The sequence below is a fragment of the Clostridium tyrobutyricum DSM 2637 = ATCC 25755 = JCM 11008 genome (assembly GCF_000359585.1).
Lineage (GTDB): Bacteria > Bacillota > Clostridia > Clostridiales > Clostridiaceae > Clostridium_B > Clostridium_B tyrobutyricum.
Genome location: NZ_APMH01000001.1, coordinates 27,898 through 47,686, shown reverse-complemented (window position 1 = coordinate 47,686; position 19,789 = coordinate 27,898). Strand labels below are relative to the sequence as shown.

The following is a 19,789-nucleotide window of genomic DNA, read 5'->3' as shown; positions in this document are numbered from 1 at the left end:
TATAATAGTATCTGTGGGTATTTTTATACATAAAATTGATAATATAATTTGCAAATAATTTGTATATAATATAAAATTATGGAATGGCATCTATATTTTTAAGAAAACAGTTTAGACCAGCTAGTAAAAGTCAATAATATTTAGCAAAAAAATTTACGAGTAAAAATAAGTATGACAAAAAATCCATTGAAAAACACGAACAATGGAATTAATTGTTAATAAATTAAGCTTTTATTTTTTAGCCGTCAGGCTGCAGAGTTAGATTGTTTATTAAGATGCATTTTAACATGTATCTTAGGGTCACGAAGTTCATACTCTTTTTGGTTTTTAAGAACGGAAAATATGTAATTTATTAGCTTGTGCATTATTGCCACCAAGTCGACTTTCTTGCTTTTACCTTTCATATTTTCCTTGTAGAAATTAAGTAGAACTTTATTTATAGGCTCATCGTTTCTAATTTTACGTATAGATGCTAAAGCGACAGCGTATAAGGCCCTTCGTCCTATCCTGGTACCATGTTTAGACATAACATTTTTGTTACTGTTAAACTTTCCAGACTGGCTTACAGAGGGATCTATACCAAAATAAGCAACTAAGTGTTTAGGTTTAACAAAACTTTTTATATTGCCGATTTCACTCATTATTGTGGTGGCAGTTAGCTCACCAACACCTGGTATTGAATAAATTAATTGAACATTTTTCTTAAATTCAGCAGAAATTCTATTGCTGCACATTAATAGATGTATTTCTTTTAATAAGTTTTCAATCTGAATTTCTAATGCTTCCATTATGGAAATTGTGTTAATAATTTTTACAAATAAACTGGGTGAGTTTAGACCAATATAAACAGCTTCTCCAGCAGCATCAATTAGTTTTTTATAAGTATTTTCACTGTACACCTGTCCTTTTCTTGAATGTGCGGATATAAGCTTAATAAGTTTGTTCTTATCAGCATTTAAGATTGCCTCAGGGCTTGAATAAGTTTTCAAAATTGCAATTAATGTTTTACTGGTTATGTTTGAAAAAACAGTGTTATAAGTTGGAAAGATAACTCTTAAGTCAGTAGAAAGTTTTTTCTTAAATGTAGATTTACTATCAGTGAACTTATAGTAATCTCCACAGAGAGATTTTAGTGTGTAGATTTCGATATCAAAGTTACAAGAATATTTGACATCTTGAAATTTACCTATTTTAGCAATGGTTAAAGCATCTTTTTTATCATTTTTCACTTTTCTTATATCCACATTTTTGTTACAATTAGTAATGAGTGGATTCAAGATACATGTTTCAAATGTATCCTTAAGAAAGTGGAAAAGAGTAAGATGGTATACGCCAGTAGATTCCATGAAAATTGCCGTTTTCATGTTAAACTCTTTCTCCGCTTTTTTTATTTGATCTACTAGGTAATCAAAACCATTTCTATTATGATTAATCTTAAAAGGCTTTCTATGAACTTCACCGTCAGGTGACAATATGGCAGCTACAGAAAAGTCTGCTGATACATCAATTCCAACTGTTGATCTATAAAAAAATTTACTCATAAATAATATCTCCTTTGCTTTTGAGATAGAATAGATATTCCATTTCTATCAGTAATTTTGTAACCTTGTTTGTGACACGGGTAGTTCCCAAAGGGAAACCCAACCAGCTAAACACAGAACTCTCACTGATGGAATGATATGCTAATTCTCGGGTATTAATGACTCGTTAGAGTCACTTCCCAGAGGTGATACATCTATCTTCTATTCATGAGATATTATACAACAATATTTACTAGTTTGGATTCCCAATAAGGGAAAATAGAAAACTAAGTCAGATGAGATTAGTACACCCTATCGGGTAGAAAATCTTCGAATAAATTAAAAGAAATGAGTTGTAATGTTCGTTAGAATTCAAGATAGTTTTCTATTGAATATTGTAACTACATTATACAAGAGGTGAAATATATTGGATGAAAAGGACAAGCTTGTATCAAGTAGTAGATTATTCTTTGTATTCTCTGTAATTGTTCTGATTTTAATTACTATTGTATGCAGACTGTACTATATTTCTGCAGTTCATGGAGACAAACTAAAATTAATGGCTGAAAAACAATGGGTGGATAAGACCATGATAAAACCAACAAGAGGAGAAATATTAGATAGAAACTATAATCAATTAGCAACTAATGAACCTTCTTCAAGAATTGATTTGGATTTAAGAACATTAAAGCAGTCTTTGAAAGATAAAAATATTGGTATAGATACTCTTGAAAATCAGCTTTCAAGTATATTGGAAATGGATAAAAGTAATATTGATAAAATTATGAATTCCAATGATGAATACTCAGCATTAAAAAGAGGAGTATCTAGTGAACAAGCTAAAAAAATACAAAATTTAGGTATCAATGGAATAGTTATTTCTTCTGATACTACAAGATATTATGTTAATGGTAATTTTTTGTCTCAAGTTTTAGGGCATACTAATTCTGATGGACAAGGATTAAGTGGAGTAGAATTAATGTATAATAAATTACTTACAGGTACTCCGGGAGTAAGTATATCAGAAGTAGATAATAAAAGGGAGGATTTACCTTACAATCAAGCTACATATACAAAACCAATTGATGGAAAAGATCTGGTTTTGACAATAGATGCAAAACTTCAGCTATTTGCAGAAAAGGCAGCGGATGCCGCCCTTAAAACAAATAAGGCAAAAAGTGTTACTATTACAATAATGAACCCTAAAAATGGGGAAATACTTGCAATGGTAAATAAGCCCAGTAATAACCTTAATTCACCTAACAATTCAGAAGATTTATGGAAAAACAATGCGGTGCAATGGGCGTTTGAGCCAGGATCAATATTTAAAGCAATTACATCTGAAGTAGCACTTGAAACTAGTAAAAGTTATGAGAATCAGCAATTCTTATGTAATGCCAGTGTCTCTGTTGATGGCAATTTAATATATAATTGGGATAAAGCAGATCATGGTATGATGAGTCTTCAGGATATACTTAAAAATTCTAACAATGTAGGTTTTGCCAAGCTTGGAATGCAACTTGGGAAGGAAAATCTTTATAGTCATATAAATAAATTCGGTTTTGGAACCAAAACAGGCATAGATCTTCCTGGTGAGTCATCTGGTATAGTGAAAAATGTTAAAAATGTTAAAAATTTAGATTTGGCAAATACTGCTTTTGGACAGGGAGTAGCCATGACACAAGTTCAATATATGTCTGTATTTAATGCAATAGCAAATGGCGGAAAGTGGTTTACACCTCATATTATGAAAGAAACTGGAAACTTTAATAAAGGTAATGAATTTATAGGAAATAGCAAGTTTAAGGATACTAAAGCTAAGAAGATAATGGATAAGGATGTCACAACAACACTTAGGGGATATCTCGAAAAAGTTGTCTCAGATGGTGTTGGTAAAAATGCCTATGTTAAAGGATGTAATATTGCAGGTAAAACTGGTACTGCCCAAAAAGCATATGCTGATGGAGCAGGATATGAACCGGGAAAATATGTTTCATCTTTTGCAGGTATGGCTCCATATCAAGATCCTAAAATTACGTTAATTGTATCTATAGATGAACCGGATGCTTCAAACTATTATTCTGCACAGACAGCAGCTCCTGTAGCTAAAGAACTTTTTAGTGAAATTTACAATTATACTAACTATATATATAATAAGTAGAATTATATGGTTAAATTCAAAAAATAACTTGATTTTTATAATTAAGTGTGATATTATAATATAGAACTTAAATGAATCGTAAATAATGAAACACGGATATATTTCAATTAGCACGTATATTAAGTATGTTAAGATCGAAATTTTATTTGGTTTATTATTACAAAGAGTTTAAGAAAATAAAATTTCGGAGGTATGTATTATAATGAGTGGTACAGTTAAATGGTTTAATTCAGAAAAAGGTTATGGATTTATTACAGGAGAAGACGGAAAAGATGTTTTTGCACATTTTTCTCAAATAAATGTAGATGGATATAAGACACTTGAAGAAGGTCAGAAAGTTTCCTATGATGTAGTTCAGGGACAAAAAGGACCTCAAGCAGAAAATATCAGCATTCTTTAATTAACCTAAAATAACTCGTTGAGTGTATATTTCACTCAACGAGTTATTTTTATGGCAATATTTTATTAATATAAAAGAGGTGAAATTTATTTTGAAAATAGGTTCGCATGTTTCCATGAGTGGAAAAAAGATGATGCTTGGTTCCGTAGAGGAAGCTCTATCATATGGATCAAATACATTTATGGTCTATACAGGGGCGCCGCAGAACACTTTTAGAAAGCCAATAGATAATTTGAGAATTGATGAAGCAATAGATAAGATGAATACTGCTGGAATTGATGAAATAGTAGTTCATGCTCCCTATATAATAAATATAGGAAATAGTGTAAAACCACAGACTTTCGAACTTGGTGTGAATTTTTTGAGAGAAGAGATAAAAAGAACCAGTGCCATGAAAAAGGCAAATAATATTATATTGCATCCAGGAGCACATGTTGGAGCTGGAACAGATGCAGGTATAAATAAGATTGTAGAAGGTTTGAATGAAGTTATTGCGAAGGATCAGAGGATTAATATAGCCCTTGAGACTATGGCAGGAAAGGGATCGGAGTGTGGAAGAAATTTTGATGAACTTGCTAGAATTATAGATGGAGTAAAATACAATGAAAAGATTACAATTTGTCTTGATACATGCCATATTAATGATTCAGGTTATGATGTGGTAAATGATTTTGATGGTATATTGAATGAATTTGATCATATAATTGGATTGGATAGATTAAAAGTAATTCATCTTAATGACAGTAAGAATCCTAGGGGCTCCAGAAAAGACAGGCATGAAATGATAGGATTTGGCAAGATTGGTTTTGATGCACTTTGCTATATAGCAAATCATGATGCTTTAAAAAACATACCTAAAATTCTTGAAACGCCATATCTTTTAAATGACAGAGGGGATAAAAGACCACCTTACAAATATGAAATTGCCATGCTTAAGTCAAAAGTGTTTAACTCTAATATAAAAAAAGATATATTTTCATAATTTTAATGAAGTCCAAAATTCAATTTATAGTAGAATTTTGGACTTCTCATTTTTCACATGAATTTAAGATGAGATTCACAATAACATGCAAATTTTAGTCTTTCTATTTTAAAATTGGAGTTTGCCAGTACTTTAGGCCAGTACTTGATATACTTAGGATTGTATCCATATTTAGCCAATACATTTAATTCTTTATCTGTAAATGTTATAATTTCAGGTTTATCCATTACAGATATTACGTCATAGTAAATTTTATATAGGGCATTTGGTATATTTCTTATATGATTTCTGATAGTATCTTTTTCTTGACTACTGAGATTTCTCCAGCACTCATTTGAAGTTGAATTCAAATTATTGTTATTTGCACAAGCTATCATGTAATTTAAATTTATAGAAAGTTCTTCTACTTTTTCAGCAAAAAATTCTTCCTGCATTAAGTGACGGGTGAATTCTTCTTCATCAACATGAAGTTTCAGTTGATCCTTGGCTGGAAGATGAGATTGTTCCCATTTTTTTGCATTGGTTAATCTGCTCATTTCCAAGATTGCTTCTATTGACCTTGATTCATGTTTGTATTTTGTGACTTTTAAAAGTGCCCTTAGTACACCGCTATCTATTTGTGCTTCACCTCTTTTATTTATAAGATGGGGCACTTTACGTTCCAATAATGATCTAAGAAGCATTGCCCTTCTTATTATAAATAACTGATCCCAATTTTCATCTGTCTGATTTGGACCTAAAATGTTTACATATCCTCTTAATCTACTTATAAAGTCAGGACCTTTTGCACTTTGAAATTCTTTGAAAAATTCTCTATGTTCAGCTTTATCTGATATGGTCTCTCCACAAAATTCTTTAAATGTACTGCTTGTTCCACCTGCAAATACGAATATGGCTTTTCCTATAGGATGAATTGAGTTAGCCTCTCTAAATACACCATCCTGCATAGGTGCTAGAAAGTATTTCAACCATCCAAGTTTTTCGCCGAAAGTCGAATCAAATTCATCAAAGAATACCAGTGGAACCTTTCCCTTTAGAGATATATCTATAACTTTGTGAAAGCTTATAATTAAGTCTGAAAGTGTTTGAAATTGAGATAGATTGAAATCCAATTTTTCTATTAAATTTGGAGCAACACATGAAGCTATTTCTGTTACACCAAAGGATTTGCCTGAACCAGGTGTTCCAAATACTGCTATGGAAAGGGGACGAACTGCATTTTGGGTAGAGATGTATTCTGACATAAGGTTTTTAATACTTTTATAAGCTTCAAATTCATCTCTGTCAACAGTTTTTAATTTTCCAAATCTTGCTATTGGTATATATTTAAGAGCACTATCTTCTCCATTTTTAACAATATCATAAGCTATTTCCGCCAAATTGGTCGAGCTCTTGTCCTTAATAATATACCAGCATGATTGACAGTTGGGATCATTGGAATTACGTATGGGTACATCTTGTATATAATTTTTGCTTATAAAATCTTTTTGACTGTCTTTAAAAATTGATGGGCTCGGAAAATTATTTTCTTTTATATTTTGACCGAATCCATATACAAAGTATTTTTGCGCCGAGGCAATTCCCTCACGTATACCATCGTCAATTGCCCTGTATATTGATATATTTTTAAGTTTTCCTGAAACGATGGATTTTGCCAGTCCAGCTACAAAACAGGAAGTAAGTCCATACATTTTACCTTGGGTTTTTTCTATAAAATCTCCCTCAAAAGCATAAGTTAAAAAGTATAGATGAGAAGAAGCTTCTCCATTATTTCTATAGTATATGGCGCCTTCTAATCCAAGAGGTATAATTAGATGATTGCATTTTGAAAGAAAACCAAGATTAGGATTATTTTTTATTTGCCATACAAAATCCAATGCAGTTCTTTCCCAGGAAAGATTTTTACTTATATTTACTCCTTTTGAACGTAAGTCATCGCCATTTATAACTACTATGGTATTTTTCATATGAAATCGTTCCAGGTGTTTCCAAAGCTCAGTCGAAGAGGAAGGCTTGTCCATTTTATATATAATTATTGGATGTTTAGATGAGGATTTTAATGCCAATGGCCAAAAATTCTTATTATTATTGAAACCATTGTTTTCGTCATCTAGTATGACCATATCCGCATTTTCATCATCATTTGTAGTAGAAAATAATTTGGGCATATTTGAGTTTAATTCAGTGAATCCTAAAAATTGTTTTATACGATATACTTTTTCTTCTCCGTGCTCATTCATTGGGAAAAGTCCTAGTTCAGAATTAGAACTTAAAAGTCCATCCGGTAAATGACCATTGCTAGAATATTTTATTTTCGGAGATATTATATTGGCTCCAGTAGACAGATATACAAGTTTAGCTAGAAGTAGAGCCTCTCCCTCACTTGAAATGTTGTGTATGTGAGGATAATGCTGCCAATTCAAATTATCGGTACATTCGTTGTTTGTTTGCCAGAATAATAAATTAAAACATACATCACCTGATACTACAATATTAAAATCTTTGATTTCCATAGTTTCAGTGCCTTCTTTCATTTACGTAATTAAAATAAAATATTATTTATTAATTAATATTTTATTTTTAATAATTATATTTCCATCATTATAATAGAAATGTAGGAATTATGTCAATTATTATTAAATAAGATAAATTTATTATAATTTGTAATTTTTCCTATTTTATAACTCATATTTATAATATAAATTGTATAATATAATTGTAATGAAAATTTAAATATTATGGGGGTGTTTGAACATGAAAAAAGGAATAATTGTGTTTACATTATCGTTTTTATTGGCAGGTACATCCAGTTTAGTTAGGGCTGATACAAATTATTCAGTAAATAGGATATACGGAACCAATAGATATGAGACTTCAGTATCTGTAGCTGGCAATTTTAGCAGCCAAAAATTGCAAAGTATAATTATCGCAAGTGGAGATGATTTTCCTGATGCCTTGACAGGTTCCATACTCTCCAAAAAGGTAAATGCACCTATTTTATTAGTAGGTAAAAATGCTGATTCTATCACATATTGTACTAATTTTATAAAAAATAAACTGGATTTGAATGGAACCATCTATATATTAGGTGGAAAGTTTTCAGTAAGCGGCAATTTTGAAAAACAGCTTAATTCTATTGGATACAAAAACATTAAAAGATTAGGTGGTAGTAATAGATTTGATACAAACGGTACTATTATTAATTCGTTGAATTTAGAGAAAAAAACACCTGTATTTATTGTAAATGGATTTGGTTTTCCTGATGCATTGAGTATTTCAAGTGTATCTGCCTCAAAGGGATATCCAATTATCATGAGCAATTCTTCGAAATTACCTGAAGAAGCTAAAAAGCTATTAAATAATATACAGCCTGACAAGGTATTTGTTATTGGAGGCACAGGTTCTATAAATTCTAACGTTATCAATGATTTGAAAAAAATTGTTCCTACACTGAAAGATAGCAGCGTAACAAGAATAGGTGGAGAAAACAGATATGAAACATCTTTAAATATATGCAGATATTTTAAATTATCATCAGATTCAGCTTTTATTGCAAGTGGTACGAATTTTCCAGATGCATTATCAGGAAGTGCCCTAGCAGCTAAAATGAATGCACCTATAATATTGACAGATGGGTATGATATAGCAAAACAAAAACAATATTTGGATCAGACGGATTATAAAAAACTGACTCTATTGGGAGGAACAGGATCTATAAGTTCAGATGTTGAAAATATTTTAGAAGATAAGCAAATTATATCTGATGCAGATGCAAAATCACTGCTTGTTAATGGAGACAATGCCTTTAAAAAAATACTGACAATCAACGTAGATGGAAATTCATATATTGATATATCGGGAATAAGTTATGCACCATTAAAAGAGAATTTAAATAATTATAATTCAATAAATGATTATTTGAATAAAAACTACAATTTAAATAAATATTACACTGACAGCTATGTAAATGGTCTTGTAAATTTTGTATTCCAAAAAAGCAATGACAAAATATATATGAGATATGGAAATCCTGAATCTGTCGTTTCAGTGGATAATTCTCAGATTGTATCTAAAAAATATGATGAAAATAAAGCTTACATTACTATAAAAGAGAATAAGTCTTATTTAAATGCAGTATTAATTTATGATGGAAATAGATGGCTTATAGACAGTTTTAATAACTGGGGTATAAAATAATTTTAATATAAAAAAATAATCAAGACAGATTTGAATCTTATACAAATCTGTCTTGATTATTTTTGGTTTTGTTTCCATATAAAATTTTATTGTTTTTAACCAGATATACAACCCTTCCTATACTTGTTTTCCCATTAGAGGACTTTATTTCAACTTTGATTCCCCTTGGATGATCATGTCTTGTAAGTTTTCGTACAACAATTCCAAGTGACAAGTCCTCTAGTTTAGAAGCGTACCTCTGCATCGATTTTTCACAAATATAAACTGTATCACCTATATTTATAGAGTTTACCAATTTACACTCAATGGATCTATCTTTAAAATGATCTTTTTCCATAATTAATTTTCCTCTTTATTTTATTTGGAAATTTCCAGATTGTTTCTTCTATTGTCCAATGGATTAAGGTTGATATGATGAATGATAGTATTATCATTTGAATTCATAATTACTTTATCCAATTGAATTCTTCCATTGGGAGTATTGGCTATAACACAAATATTATCGTTAACTTTATATTTAATCCAACTGTATTTATCATTAATGACTTTGTCTAGATCCTGCTTGGATATTAAAGCCTTGGATACAACTCTACCATATTTATCTCTCAAAAGTACTGCAATAGTATTTTTATTTACAACTTCATAGTCATTTTTAGTATTCCTTTTGACTATTTCTAAATTGCATTTCCTGTTATCCAATGTATTGCCATTTATATGTCTAATAGGAGCTTTCGGATTGGTATTCAAAATAAGACTCTGTAGATTTTGTTTTAGTGGTTTAGACTTTTTAGCGGTATTATTGGTTGGACTTATATTTTGTACTATATAGTTGTTGAAATCTTTATGCCATTCAGCAAACCACGTACCAGCACTTTTTACTTTTTCAATATCTTCAGTATCTATTTTAGTTGTAAATTCTGATCCATGTTTTCTTGCTAATGAAACCAAAGTAACATCACCATTAATCTCATATTTATTTTCCATATTTTTATAATCCGTATTTATAAAAAACACCTCTTTAGTTATTTTAATATCAGAACAAGTATAACAGATTAAGAGATAAAATGATACTACTCTAATGTAGATGTATTTCTATAAGCTTATTTTAATGTTTTTTACAACTTTTTTGTTGTTGAATTTTCTTTATATAGTTAAAATGGTAAGTGTAATAATTCATATATCTAATTTTAGAAGAATAATAGAAGGTGGAATAATGAAAGAAATTATAAAAATACTAGTAATTGAAGATGATGAAGATATTAACAGATTATTATGTGATATGTTAAGTCAATCTGGTTATATGGCTATGGCAGCTTATTCTGGAACTGAAGCTATAATATATTTAAAATATAGTAGTTGGGATATGGTTTTATTGGATTTAATGCTTCCAGGAATGAAAGGAGAAGAAATTTTAGTTGAAATAAGGAAAAATAAGCAGATGCCTGTTATTATAATTTCAGCAAAAGAGGAATTGGATATTAAAGTAAAATCTTTTAAGTTAGGGGCAGATGATTATATAACTAAGCCTTTTGATATAGAAGAGGTTTCAGCTAGAATAGATTCACATATTAGAAGATATAGAGAATTTTCTGGCACTATACAAGAAAATAATATACTAAAATATAAGGAAATTTCTCTAAATAAAGATACGAGAGAAGTATTTGTAAATGATAAACTGTTGAATTTAACTACAAGGGAATTCGATATTTTAAAGCTTCTAATGTCATATCCAAAAAAAGTTTTTGCAAAATCAAATATATTTCAAAGTATATGGGGAGAAAATTATCTGTGTGATGATAATACAATAAAAGTGCATATAAGTAATTTAAGAAACAAGATATCTAAAGCAGGTGCTTTAAATGATTATATACAAACCATATGGGGAATTGGCTATAAACTTGATTTCTAATCTTTACACTTTATTAAGGTTTTCTTTATGATTGATTATCTCTAAGTTTTTATAATTAAATTAAATCATAAAGAAGGAGGATAAGAATATGACGGAATATGTTTTGCAAACTGTAGACTTAACTAAAAAATATAAAAGGGATACAGTGGTTGACAGTATAAATCTTAATATAAGAAAAGGAGAAATTTATGGATTTATAGGGGAAAACGGTGCTGGCAAGAGTACGACTATGCGAATGATAACAGGCCTTTCAACACCTTCAAGTGGAGTAATAAGGTTATTTGGATGTGATTCAAAAAATGAATTAAATAATTCAAGAAAAAGAATAGGATCACTAATTGAAAATCCTGCTTTTTATCCAAATATGTCAGCTTATAAAAATATTGAGGCTTGTAGAATACAGAAAGGAATTCCAGGTAGAAAGTGCATAGAAAGTATACTGGAATTTGTTGGACTTTCCAATACTAAAAATAAAAAGGTAGGCAACTTTTCTATGGGAATGAAACAAAAACTTGGATTAGCTATGGCACTAGTAGGTGATCCAGAATTTTTGATATTGGATGAACCGATTAATGGATTGGATCCTGTAGGAATAGTACAAATGCGGGAAAAGTTAAAAAAATTAAATAGAGATAAGGATATCACAATACTTATTTCAAGTCATGTTTTGGGAGAATTATATCAGCTTGCTACCTGTTTTGGAATAATTCATAGAGGAAAAATTTTAGAAGAACTTACATTAAAGGAGTTAAATGAAAAGTGTAGAAGAAGTTTAAATATTAAAGTAGATGATTTAAATAAGGCCACTGTAATTTTAGAAAGTGTACTAAACACAAATAATTTCAAAATAATGCCAGATTCTTCTATATGCCTTTATGATTATGTAGATAATCCTGGAATAATTTCAAAATCATTTTCTAAAGCAGATATTGTAATTTATCAGATAGTGCATAAAGGTGATAATTTAGAAGATTACTTTGTGAATTTGATAGAGGGTGATAAATAGTGTATAACTTACTTAAATTTGAATTATATAAATTAAAAAATAGTAAAACATTTAGGAATTTATTTATAATTACAATTATATTGATTATATTTGTTTTAAGATTATTTTATACTAATGCTGGACAATGGAAGTTGTTCGATTTTATTTATAATAATAGAGAATGTGGATTTTTTATAAATAACTTTAAAGATAGAATACATCCAACATCCTTAGAGTTTTTCAACTCAGCTTTTGGATTTAGTATTGTTATGATAATATTACTTATGTTTATAGTAGGTGCTTTTGTAGTTGATGAATATTCTCATGGAACAATAAAAAATATAATAGCCTATGGTCATAATAGAACCAAAATATACATATCTAAGCTTTTGATAATTTGTTTAGGAATTTTTACTTTAGTTGCATTTTTGTTATTTATACCTGTAGTAATAGCACTTATCATAGGATGGATACAATATGTTTCTATTAGTGAAATAATTAAAATTATCAAGTCTACAGTTTTAATATGCTGGATTTTTACTACTATTGCTAGTATTTACATGTGTTTGGACACAATAATAAGAAGTAAATCTGTAGCTATAGGGTTGTGTATTGTATTCTTATTTTCAAATGGAGCTGGATTTTTTTCGAAGTTTAAGTTTGAAAGATATATTCCTAGTTTTATGCTTATGAATATTGGAACATTAAGGCCAAATTCAGTTGATATTTTAAATATGATAGTAACTTGTTTTATTTTAACCATATTGTCAACTTTATTAGGAATATTTATATTTAAGAATCAAGACATAAAATAAGAGAGGTGTTTGAGTAAAGTGATTTTGATTATATTAATTTTAATAGTTTTTATTATGATTTTACTCTCTTATCTTATATTTATGAAAATACAGATTAGAAATATTAAAAAACAACTTGACGATTATAATTCTGGTAAATTGCATAAAAAATTGGATATAGTACTTTTAGATAGAGATATAGAAGGTTTAGCCTGTAGTATTAATAAACATATTGATATAAACATTAAAACACAGGTAAACCAAAAGAATTCTGAAGCTGAAATTAAAAAAACTATAGCAAGCATCTCTCATGATTTACGTACTCCACTTACCTCAGTTATTGGATATATTCAAATGATAATATCTAATGAGTTATCACTTAAAAAGCAAAATGAATATATGCATATAGCGTTAAAAAGGGCAAAATCACTACAAGCTTTATTGAATGATTTTTTTCAACTTTCTATAATAGAATCACATGAATATAAAATTCAGAATAAATCTATAAATATAAATAATATTTTATGTGAAGTTATTACTGATTTTTATGATAGTTTTTTACAAAAGAAAATAACTCCTAATATAGATATTAAAGAAGAAAATATAATTGTAATAGGTAATGAAGTTTGTATAAAAAGGGTAATTGAAAATTTAATTAATAATGTAATAAAACATGCAAGAAATTATGTATTTATAGAGTTAAAAAAAGATTGTAATGAAGCTGTGCTGACTATAATAAATGAAGCTAATGGTATAAAAGAAAATGATGCTAAATTAATTTTTAACAGGTTTTATAAAGGAAACAGTTCTAGAACTGTCGGAAATACAGGTTTAGGCTTGTCAATTGTAAAAAATCTTATGGAAAAGATGAACGGACATATTTATGCTAAAATAAACAAGAATTTATTGTATATTTTTTGCAAATGGAAAATAGAAGAATAAATTCAAGTTGTTAAAGAAGCTATCCGAATATCACACTAATATGAATAGGGGTGGATTTAATAAAAATTTAAATCTATCCCTATTCATGTTTTTATTAGAGTATGGGTATTTGATTGTATTGATGGTATAATTACTATTAAATGATGAGGGGGAGAAAAACATGAAAGTTATAAAGAATATATCTGTTATAGGTATGGGGGCTATTGGATGTGCTTATATGAGCAAAATTCATGATTTAAATCCAAATGTATTAAAAGTTATAGCAGATAATAAAAGAATAGAAAGATATAAAAGATATGGATTTATAATTAATGATAAAAGATATGATTTTGAATATATAACTCCAGAAGAAAAATGTGAACCTGCTGATTTAATATTTATTTCAGTAAAGTCAAATCAATTGGATCAGGCAATTTTAGATATAAAAAATCATGTAGGAAAGAATACAATTATTATGTCTCTTATGAATGGAATTACGAGTGAAGAAATTATAGGAAAAGAGTATGGAATGGACAAAATGCTTTATGCACTTTGTATAGGTATTGATGGAAATCACACTGTGAATAATATTTCATTTTCTAATTTAGGCAATATAACTTTTGGAGAGAAAATCAATAAGCAATATTCTCAAAAAGTAAAATCTGTGAAAGAACTTTTTGACAGGGCAAGAATTCCTTATGAAATCCCTGAAGATATGATGCATGCAATGTGGTATAAGTTCATGATAAATGTAGGCATAAATCAAACTTCGGCAGCAGTTAGAGGAACTTATGGGCTATTTCAACAGATAGATGAAGCAAAGGAATTTATGGAATCTGCAATGATGGAGGTAGTACGGTTATCTCAAAGAATAGGAGTCAACTTAACTGAAAATGACATTGAACAGTGGCACAAAGTACTGGATACAATGGCCCCAGATAGTAAAACTTCAATGTGTCAGGACATTACCTATGGTAGGAAGACTGAAGTAGACATATTTGCAGGTACTGTATGTAAACTGGGTGAAGAGTATAGAATAGATACTCCTGTTAATAGAACACTTTTAAATATAATAAAAATACTTGAACACACTAAAGTTTTAAAGGAATAAACAATTATTGGAGGAAATAATGATAGTAAAAAATATTAAAGGAAATACGTTTTGTATTGATACTGGAATGACATATATACCTTTTTATAAAATTAATGATGATGAAATTATAATGTTGGATTCAGGATTGAAAAAGGGAGAGAGAAGGAGGATAAATGACTTTCTTGAACAGAATAATTTAAAAATAGCTGCTATAATTTGCAGTCATGCACATATAGATCATATAGGCAATAATGCATATTTCAAGGAAAAATACAATTGTATTATTGCAATGTCGGAATGTGAAGCATTTTTTTGCAGTTCCATACTTAATCTTAAAATTTACTACAGCAGTCAATCAATGTCTGAAGTTGAAAAACATCTGGGGCATATGATTTGCGGTACTGATATTGTAATTTCAAACAATCAGGATAAAGTAAATGTTTGTGGAATTGAATTTAAAATAATGCATACGCCTGGCCACAGTCCTGGACACATATGCATTATTACTCCTGATGATGTGGCTTATTTGGCAGATTCACTTATAAGTTATGAAGTTATGAAAGGTGCTAAAATGCCATATGCATATATACTTAAACAGGATCTGGAAAGCAAATCCAAACTATATGATTTAAAGTACAGTAAATACATAGTGGCACACAAGGGAATATATGACGATATTACACAACTTATAGTTGATAATATTGAATTTTACAAGAGCAGGGCATATAGAATATATGATATTGTAGAAGGCTCAATGACAATGCAGGAAATATTCAGTGCCGTAATAACAGATTTTAAAATTCCTATAGGAAGTATATATAAATATGATGTAATAGAGAGAATGCTGCACTCTTATTTAGAATACCTGTATGAGGTTGAAATGCTGAAGCTGAATATAGAAAATGGATTTTTAAAATACTCAAAATAATAGAAGTATCTGGAATGGATACAATTACCTATTCCAGATACTTCTATTTGCCATTTGGATTAAAAGCTTTTACATTTGAGAAATCTGCTTTATTGAATTGCATAACGCATAGAATAAAGAAGACAACACACATTGCAAGGATAATAAACAGTCCTGCATAGGGTTTTATGATGAAGCCATCTATATTAAATGCTACTCCAGATTTTACAAGGGCACTGGTAGTGAAATTTTTCATGTTGAGAGTAATATACCTGAAAATTGAAGTAGTATAAGTAAGGGGGTTTATGTAAACAAGAGGACGAATTATTTTAGGCATAAGTGTTGTTGGAATATAGGCACCTGACAGGAAGGTAAGCGGCATGGTAAATACAGTTATCATTACCTGGAATGTAGTGGAACTTTTTGCAAGTGAGGCCAGATATAATCCCATACAGCTGAAAGTTATCCCCACAAGCAGCATTACACTGCCCATCTGTAAAAATTGAATAAAATCAAGATTTAACCCCATAAACATTCCTACAACTATAACGAGTAATCCTTGAACAAAGGCAATTATCGTTGCAGAAAGGACTTGTCCTATAGATATCTGCCATCTCTTTATAGGGGATACTATTATTTCTTTCATAAATCCCATGGACATATCCTCGATTATACTTGTGGAATTACTTAGTGCAGCCTGAAAAACTGTCATTATTATTATTCCTGAAATTAGATAGTTAAGAGGCTGTGCAATACCTGTAGTAGTGGATTTCATGACGAATGAAAAAACAAACAGAAAGAACAGTGACATGATTATTGAAAATACAAGCCTTAATTTATCTCTTACAAAATTAGTGAGATTTCTTTTTAAAATAGCAATCATTCCGCGCATTATTATCTTATCTCCTTTCCTGTTATGGACAAGAATACGTCATTAAGAGTACCTTTGCTGGTTTCAAAATCACTGATGGAATTTTTGAATCTGGATACAATATCTAAAATGTTTCCTAACTTGGTTGAGTGTATTGTAAATATATTATCTTTTATCACATATTTGATGCTATTTAATTCGAGATACTCTATAAGTGGGTCATTATCAATGACTTTTATTCTGGTTATATTGGAAGTATACTGTTTCTTAAGATTACATGGAGTAGCATAGGCTACTATTTTACCATGATCCATTATGGCAACCTTACTGCATATTTCAGCTTCGTCCATGTAATGTGTAGTAAGGAATATAGTTATGTTCTTTTCTTTTTGAAGTTTATAAATATAATCCCATATATTTGATCTGGTCTGTGGATCAAGTCCGGTAGTAGGTTCATCTAGAAATAGTACCTTAGGATAATGTACAAGACCGCGTGCTATTTCAACTCTTCTTTTCATGCCGCCTGACAGGTTCTTTACAGGCGCTTTTCTCCAATCTGAAAGATCTACAAGATCCAGTACAAAATCAATTCTTTCTTTAATTTCATATTTGGGAACGTTATAGAATTCACAGTGAAACTTTATATTCTCTTCAATGGTAAGTTTGCTGTCCAGGGTGGATTCCTGAAATACTATTCCTATATCACTTCTTACTTTGGATTTGTCTTTTGAAACTTCATGCCCGTTTATTAGGAGTTTTCCTGCAGTTTTGTTTACTATAGTACAAAGGGTGTTAATGGTCGTACTCTTTCCTGCACCATTTGGTCCTAAAAATGCAAATATACTTCCACTTTCTACATTGAAGGAAATATCATCTACAGCAGTAAAGCTTCCATATTTCTTAGTGAAGTTTTTTACTTCGATTATATTGTTCATAATTGTCAGCCTCCTGATTTTTGCTTACGTATATATAGTACATGCCTATTTTAAATTTGCAATAAAGAATTTATAAAAAATTTATAAAAAATAATTTTATAAATTCTTTATAATTGATTTAGGGGAATTTTAATATTTTATCTTAAAATTGTATATAAATATTTTAGAATCAGGTGATAAAATGAAAGAGCATTCAAAAATTTTCAGGAAAATCCATGAAAAATTTATATTATTTCATAAATATAGAACAAATGCAAGAAAAAGTCATGAAGAATTTCACAAGATACAGGATGAAATAAACAAAAAAATCAAAAAAGAATATATAAAAAATAGTGAGTTTGAATGGTATTATAGACATATAAGATATTCACGTATATTCACCATAATTTTTAATATAATTGTATGGTTTTTAATATTCAGATATTTTGGGGCAAAGGCAGTGGCTATTGGCTTTGCAGTGACTTTTGGAATTGGAGGACTGCATCAGTTTTTATTCAACAAAAATCTTGAGAAAGAAATATTCAGGCCTATAAGTAAATTGAAAAAGGGGTTTGATGAAATTTCAAAAGGCAATTATGAAGTGACTGTTGAGGACAATGCCGATAGTGAAATAAAAGATCTCGTGGATTCTTTTAATGAAATGGCAAAAAAACTCAATGAGGGAGTAAAATTAAAAAAGGCATATGAGGAGAACAGAAAACTTCTTATTGCCAATATTTCACATGATCTTAAAACTCCTATTACGTCAATTCAGGGATATATTGAGACAATGCTTGAGAGACAGGAACTTCCAAAAGATAAGATAAACAAATACCACAAGATAATATACAATAATTCTGTCTATATGAACCGGCTTATTGAGGACCTCTTTTTGTTTTCCAAATTGGATATGCAGAAATTGGAGTTGAATCTACAAAAAATAGATGCAAGTGCCTTTATGTTTGACCTAATGGAAGAATTTAAATATGATTTGGAGGATAGGGGTATTGAATTTTATTATAAAGAAGACCTTGAAAAAGCTTTTTACATAAATGTAGATGGGAAGAGAGTCAACCAGATATTTAGAAATATTATTGGAAATGCGATAAAATATGGCTATGATAATATGAGAATAGAAGTCACGTTATATGAAGGCAAAAATCATGTATGTATAGATGTAAAGGACAATGGTCCGGGAATACCTGAGGATAAACTGCCAAATATATTTAACAGATTTTACAGGATAGATCATGCAAGAACAAAAGATTTGATGAGTACAGGCCTAGGACTTGCTATAGCTAAGGAACTTGTGGAATCCCATAATGGTGAAATAAAAGTTTCAAGTATGGAAGGTATAGGTACTTGTTTTACTATTATGCTGCCAAAAGAAATGGAGGATTGACATGAAACAGATTCTAGTAATTGAAGATGATATAAATATTGCTGAAATGGAAAGAGATTATCTAGAGCTTAATGGATATAAAGTTGAAATTGTTCAAGATGGTAATACTGGTATTGCTATGGCATTGAAGGGAGTATACAGTGTCATAATCGTAGATCTCATGCTTCCGGGAAAAGATGGATTTGAAATAATAAAAGAAGTTAGAAAGAAATTTGAAATACCTATAATTGTAGTCTCTGCAAGGACAGAAGATATTGACAAGATACGAGGCTTGAATTTTGGAGCTGATGATTATTTGACAAAGCCATTTAGCCCTGCGGAACTGGCAGCTAGAATAAAATCGCATATAAGCAGATATGAAAGACTTAAGGGAAATAATTTTTCTACAGGTATCATAAACAGAGGTGGACTTGAGATAAATACAGCTTCACACAGGGTAACTGTAAATGGAAGGGATGTAAAGCTCACGTCAAAAGAGTATGACATACTTGTGTTTCTGGCTTTAAATCCAAATATTGTATTTACAAAGGAGAATATTTTTGACAGTATATGGGGAGGTAAATTTATAGGAGATCTTGCAACTGTAGCAGTACATATACAGAAGATAAGGAAGAAGATAGAAAAAGATCCGTCCAATCCAGAATTTATAGAGACGTTATGGGGAACAGGATACAGGTTTAAGCCGTAAATAATATATACAAATTAGTATATGGAAATGAAAACCTTACTATAA

Annotated in this window: 18 protein-coding genes; 12 read left to right on the top strand and 6 right to left on the bottom strand. The window is 29.7% G+C overall.

Going from position 1 to position 19,789, the window contains the following annotated elements; all coding sequences use genetic code 11:
* Positions 1-245: 245 nt before the first annotated feature.
* Positions 246-1,541, bottom strand: a complete 1,296-nt coding sequence (locus J418_RS0100230; protein ID WP_017894524.1) for an IS110 family RNA-guided transposase — start codon at positions 1,539-1,541, stop codon at positions 246-248.
* A 406-nt stretch (positions 1,542-1,947) separates the two neighbouring features.
* Here J418_RS0100230 and J418_RS0100225 point away from each other — a divergent pair, with 406 nt between their 5' ends.
* The 3 genes from J418_RS0100225 (at position 1,948) to J418_RS0100215 (ending at position 5,063) form a co-directional block, all read left to right on the top strand.
* Positions 1,948-3,681: a penicillin-binding transpeptidase domain-containing protein gene (locus J418_RS0100225; protein ID WP_017894523.1), complete on the top strand. Its 1,734-nt coding sequence runs from the start codon at positions 1,948-1,950 to the stop codon at positions 3,679-3,681.
* A 202-nt stretch (positions 3,682-3,883) separates the two neighbouring features.
* Positions 3,884-4,081: a cold-shock protein gene (locus tag J418_RS0100220; protein WP_017752229.1), complete on the top strand. Its 198-nt coding sequence runs from the start codon at positions 3,884-3,886 to the stop codon at positions 4,079-4,081.
* Between the two features lie 91 nt (positions 4,082-4,172).
* Complete coding sequence (locus tag J418_RS0100215) at positions 4,173-5,063, top strand: deoxyribonuclease IV (RefSeq protein ID WP_017894522.1); 891 nt, start codon at positions 4,173-4,175, stop codon at positions 5,061-5,063.
* A gap of 53 nt (positions 5,064-5,116) precedes the next feature.
* On the opposite strand, the gene J418_RS0100210 is transcribed toward J418_RS0100215, so the two are convergent.
* Positions 5,117-7,576, bottom strand: coding sequence for a hypothetical protein (locus J418_RS0100210; protein WP_017894521.1), 2,460 nt, complete (start codon positions 7,574-7,576; stop codon positions 5,117-5,119).
* Positions 7,577-7,817: 241 nt separating this feature from the next.
* Between J418_RS0100210 and J418_RS0100205 the strand changes: the two genes are divergently transcribed.
* The gene (locus J418_RS0100205) at positions 7,818-9,260 is read left to right on the top strand and encodes a cell wall-binding repeat-containing protein (protein WP_017894520.1); all 1,443 of its coding nucleotides are present in this window, start codon (positions 7,818-7,820) and stop codon (positions 9,258-9,260) included.
* 37 nt (positions 9,261-9,297) lie between these two features.
* Here the strand turns inward: J418_RS0100205 and J418_RS0100200 are convergent, their stop codons facing one another.
* Together J418_RS0100200 and J418_RS0100195 are read right to left on the bottom strand one after the other, a co-directional pair.
* Entirely contained in the window at positions 9,298-9,597 is a 300-nt protein-coding gene (locus J418_RS0100200) for a DUF2196 domain-containing protein (protein WP_017752233.1), read from the bottom strand.
* A gap of 20 nt (positions 9,598-9,617) precedes the next feature.
* On the bottom strand, positions 9,618-10,244 hold the full coding sequence (locus J418_RS0100195) for a hypothetical protein (protein ID WP_017752234.1): 627 nt from the start codon (positions 10,242-10,244) through the stop codon (positions 9,618-9,620).
* A 229-nt stretch (positions 10,245-10,473) separates the two neighbouring features.
* Between J418_RS0100195 and J418_RS0100190 the strand changes: the two genes are divergently transcribed.
* The 6 genes from J418_RS0100190 to J418_RS0100165 all read left to right on the top strand — a co-directional run bounded on the left by J418_RS0100190 (position 10,474) and on the right by J418_RS0100165 (position 15,890).
* Positions 10,474-11,169, top strand: a complete 696-nt coding sequence (locus J418_RS0100190) for a response regulator transcription factor (RefSeq protein ID WP_026093995.1) — start codon at positions 10,474-10,476, stop codon at positions 11,167-11,169.
* An 88-nt stretch (positions 11,170-11,257) separates the two neighbouring features.
* Complete coding sequence (locus tag J418_RS0100185) at positions 11,258-12,175, top strand: ABC transporter ATP-binding protein (RefSeq protein WP_017753323.1); 918 nt, start codon at positions 11,258-11,260, stop codon at positions 12,173-12,175.
* Positions 12,175-12,969, top strand: a complete 795-nt coding sequence (locus J418_RS0100180) for an ABC transporter permease (RefSeq protein ID WP_017753324.1) — start codon at positions 12,175-12,177, stop codon at positions 12,967-12,969. Before J418_RS0100185 ends, J418_RS0100180 begins: the two co-directional genes overlap by 1 nt.
* A gap of 18 nt (positions 12,970-12,987) precedes the next feature.
* On the top strand, positions 12,988-13,890 hold the full coding sequence (locus tag J418_RS0100175; protein ID WP_017753325.1) for a sensor histidine kinase: 903 nt from the start codon (positions 12,988-12,990) through the stop codon (positions 13,888-13,890).
* 160 nt (positions 13,891-14,050) lie between these two features.
* Positions 14,051-14,980, top strand: a complete 930-nt coding sequence (locus J418_RS0100170) for a ketopantoate reductase family protein (RefSeq protein WP_017894518.1) — start codon at positions 14,051-14,053, stop codon at positions 14,978-14,980.
* 19 nt (positions 14,981-14,999) lie between these two features.
* Positions 15,000-15,890, top strand: coding sequence for an MBL fold metallo-hydrolase (locus tag J418_RS0100165; protein ID WP_017894517.1), 891 nt, complete (start codon positions 15,000-15,002; stop codon positions 15,888-15,890).
* Positions 15,891-15,933: 43 nt separating this feature from the next.
* On the opposite strand, the gene J418_RS0100160 is transcribed toward J418_RS0100165, so the two are convergent.
* Positions 15,934-16,761, bottom strand: a complete 828-nt coding sequence (locus J418_RS0100160; RefSeq protein WP_017894516.1) for an ABC transporter permease — start codon at positions 16,759-16,761, stop codon at positions 15,934-15,936.
* Positions 16,762-16,763: 2 nt separating this feature from the next.
* Complete coding sequence (locus J418_RS0100155) at positions 16,764-17,675, bottom strand: ABC transporter ATP-binding protein (protein ID WP_017894515.1); 912 nt, start codon at positions 17,673-17,675, stop codon at positions 16,764-16,766.
* A 181-nt stretch (positions 17,676-17,856) separates the two neighbouring features.
* Here J418_RS0100155 and J418_RS0100150 point away from each other — a divergent pair, with 181 nt between their 5' ends.
* Positions 17,857-19,056 carry a HAMP domain-containing sensor histidine kinase gene (locus J418_RS0100150; protein ID WP_035123195.1) on the top strand — a complete coding sequence of 400 codons (1,200 nt, stop codon included), beginning with the start codon at positions 17,857-17,859 and terminating at the stop codon, positions 19,054-19,056.
* A gap of 1 nt (position 19,057) precedes the next feature.
* Positions 19,058-19,744: a response regulator transcription factor gene (locus tag J418_RS0100145; protein WP_017894513.1), complete on the top strand. Its 687-nt coding sequence runs from the start codon at positions 19,058-19,060 to the stop codon at positions 19,742-19,744.
* The last annotated feature ends 45 nt before the right edge of the window (positions 19,745-19,789 follow it).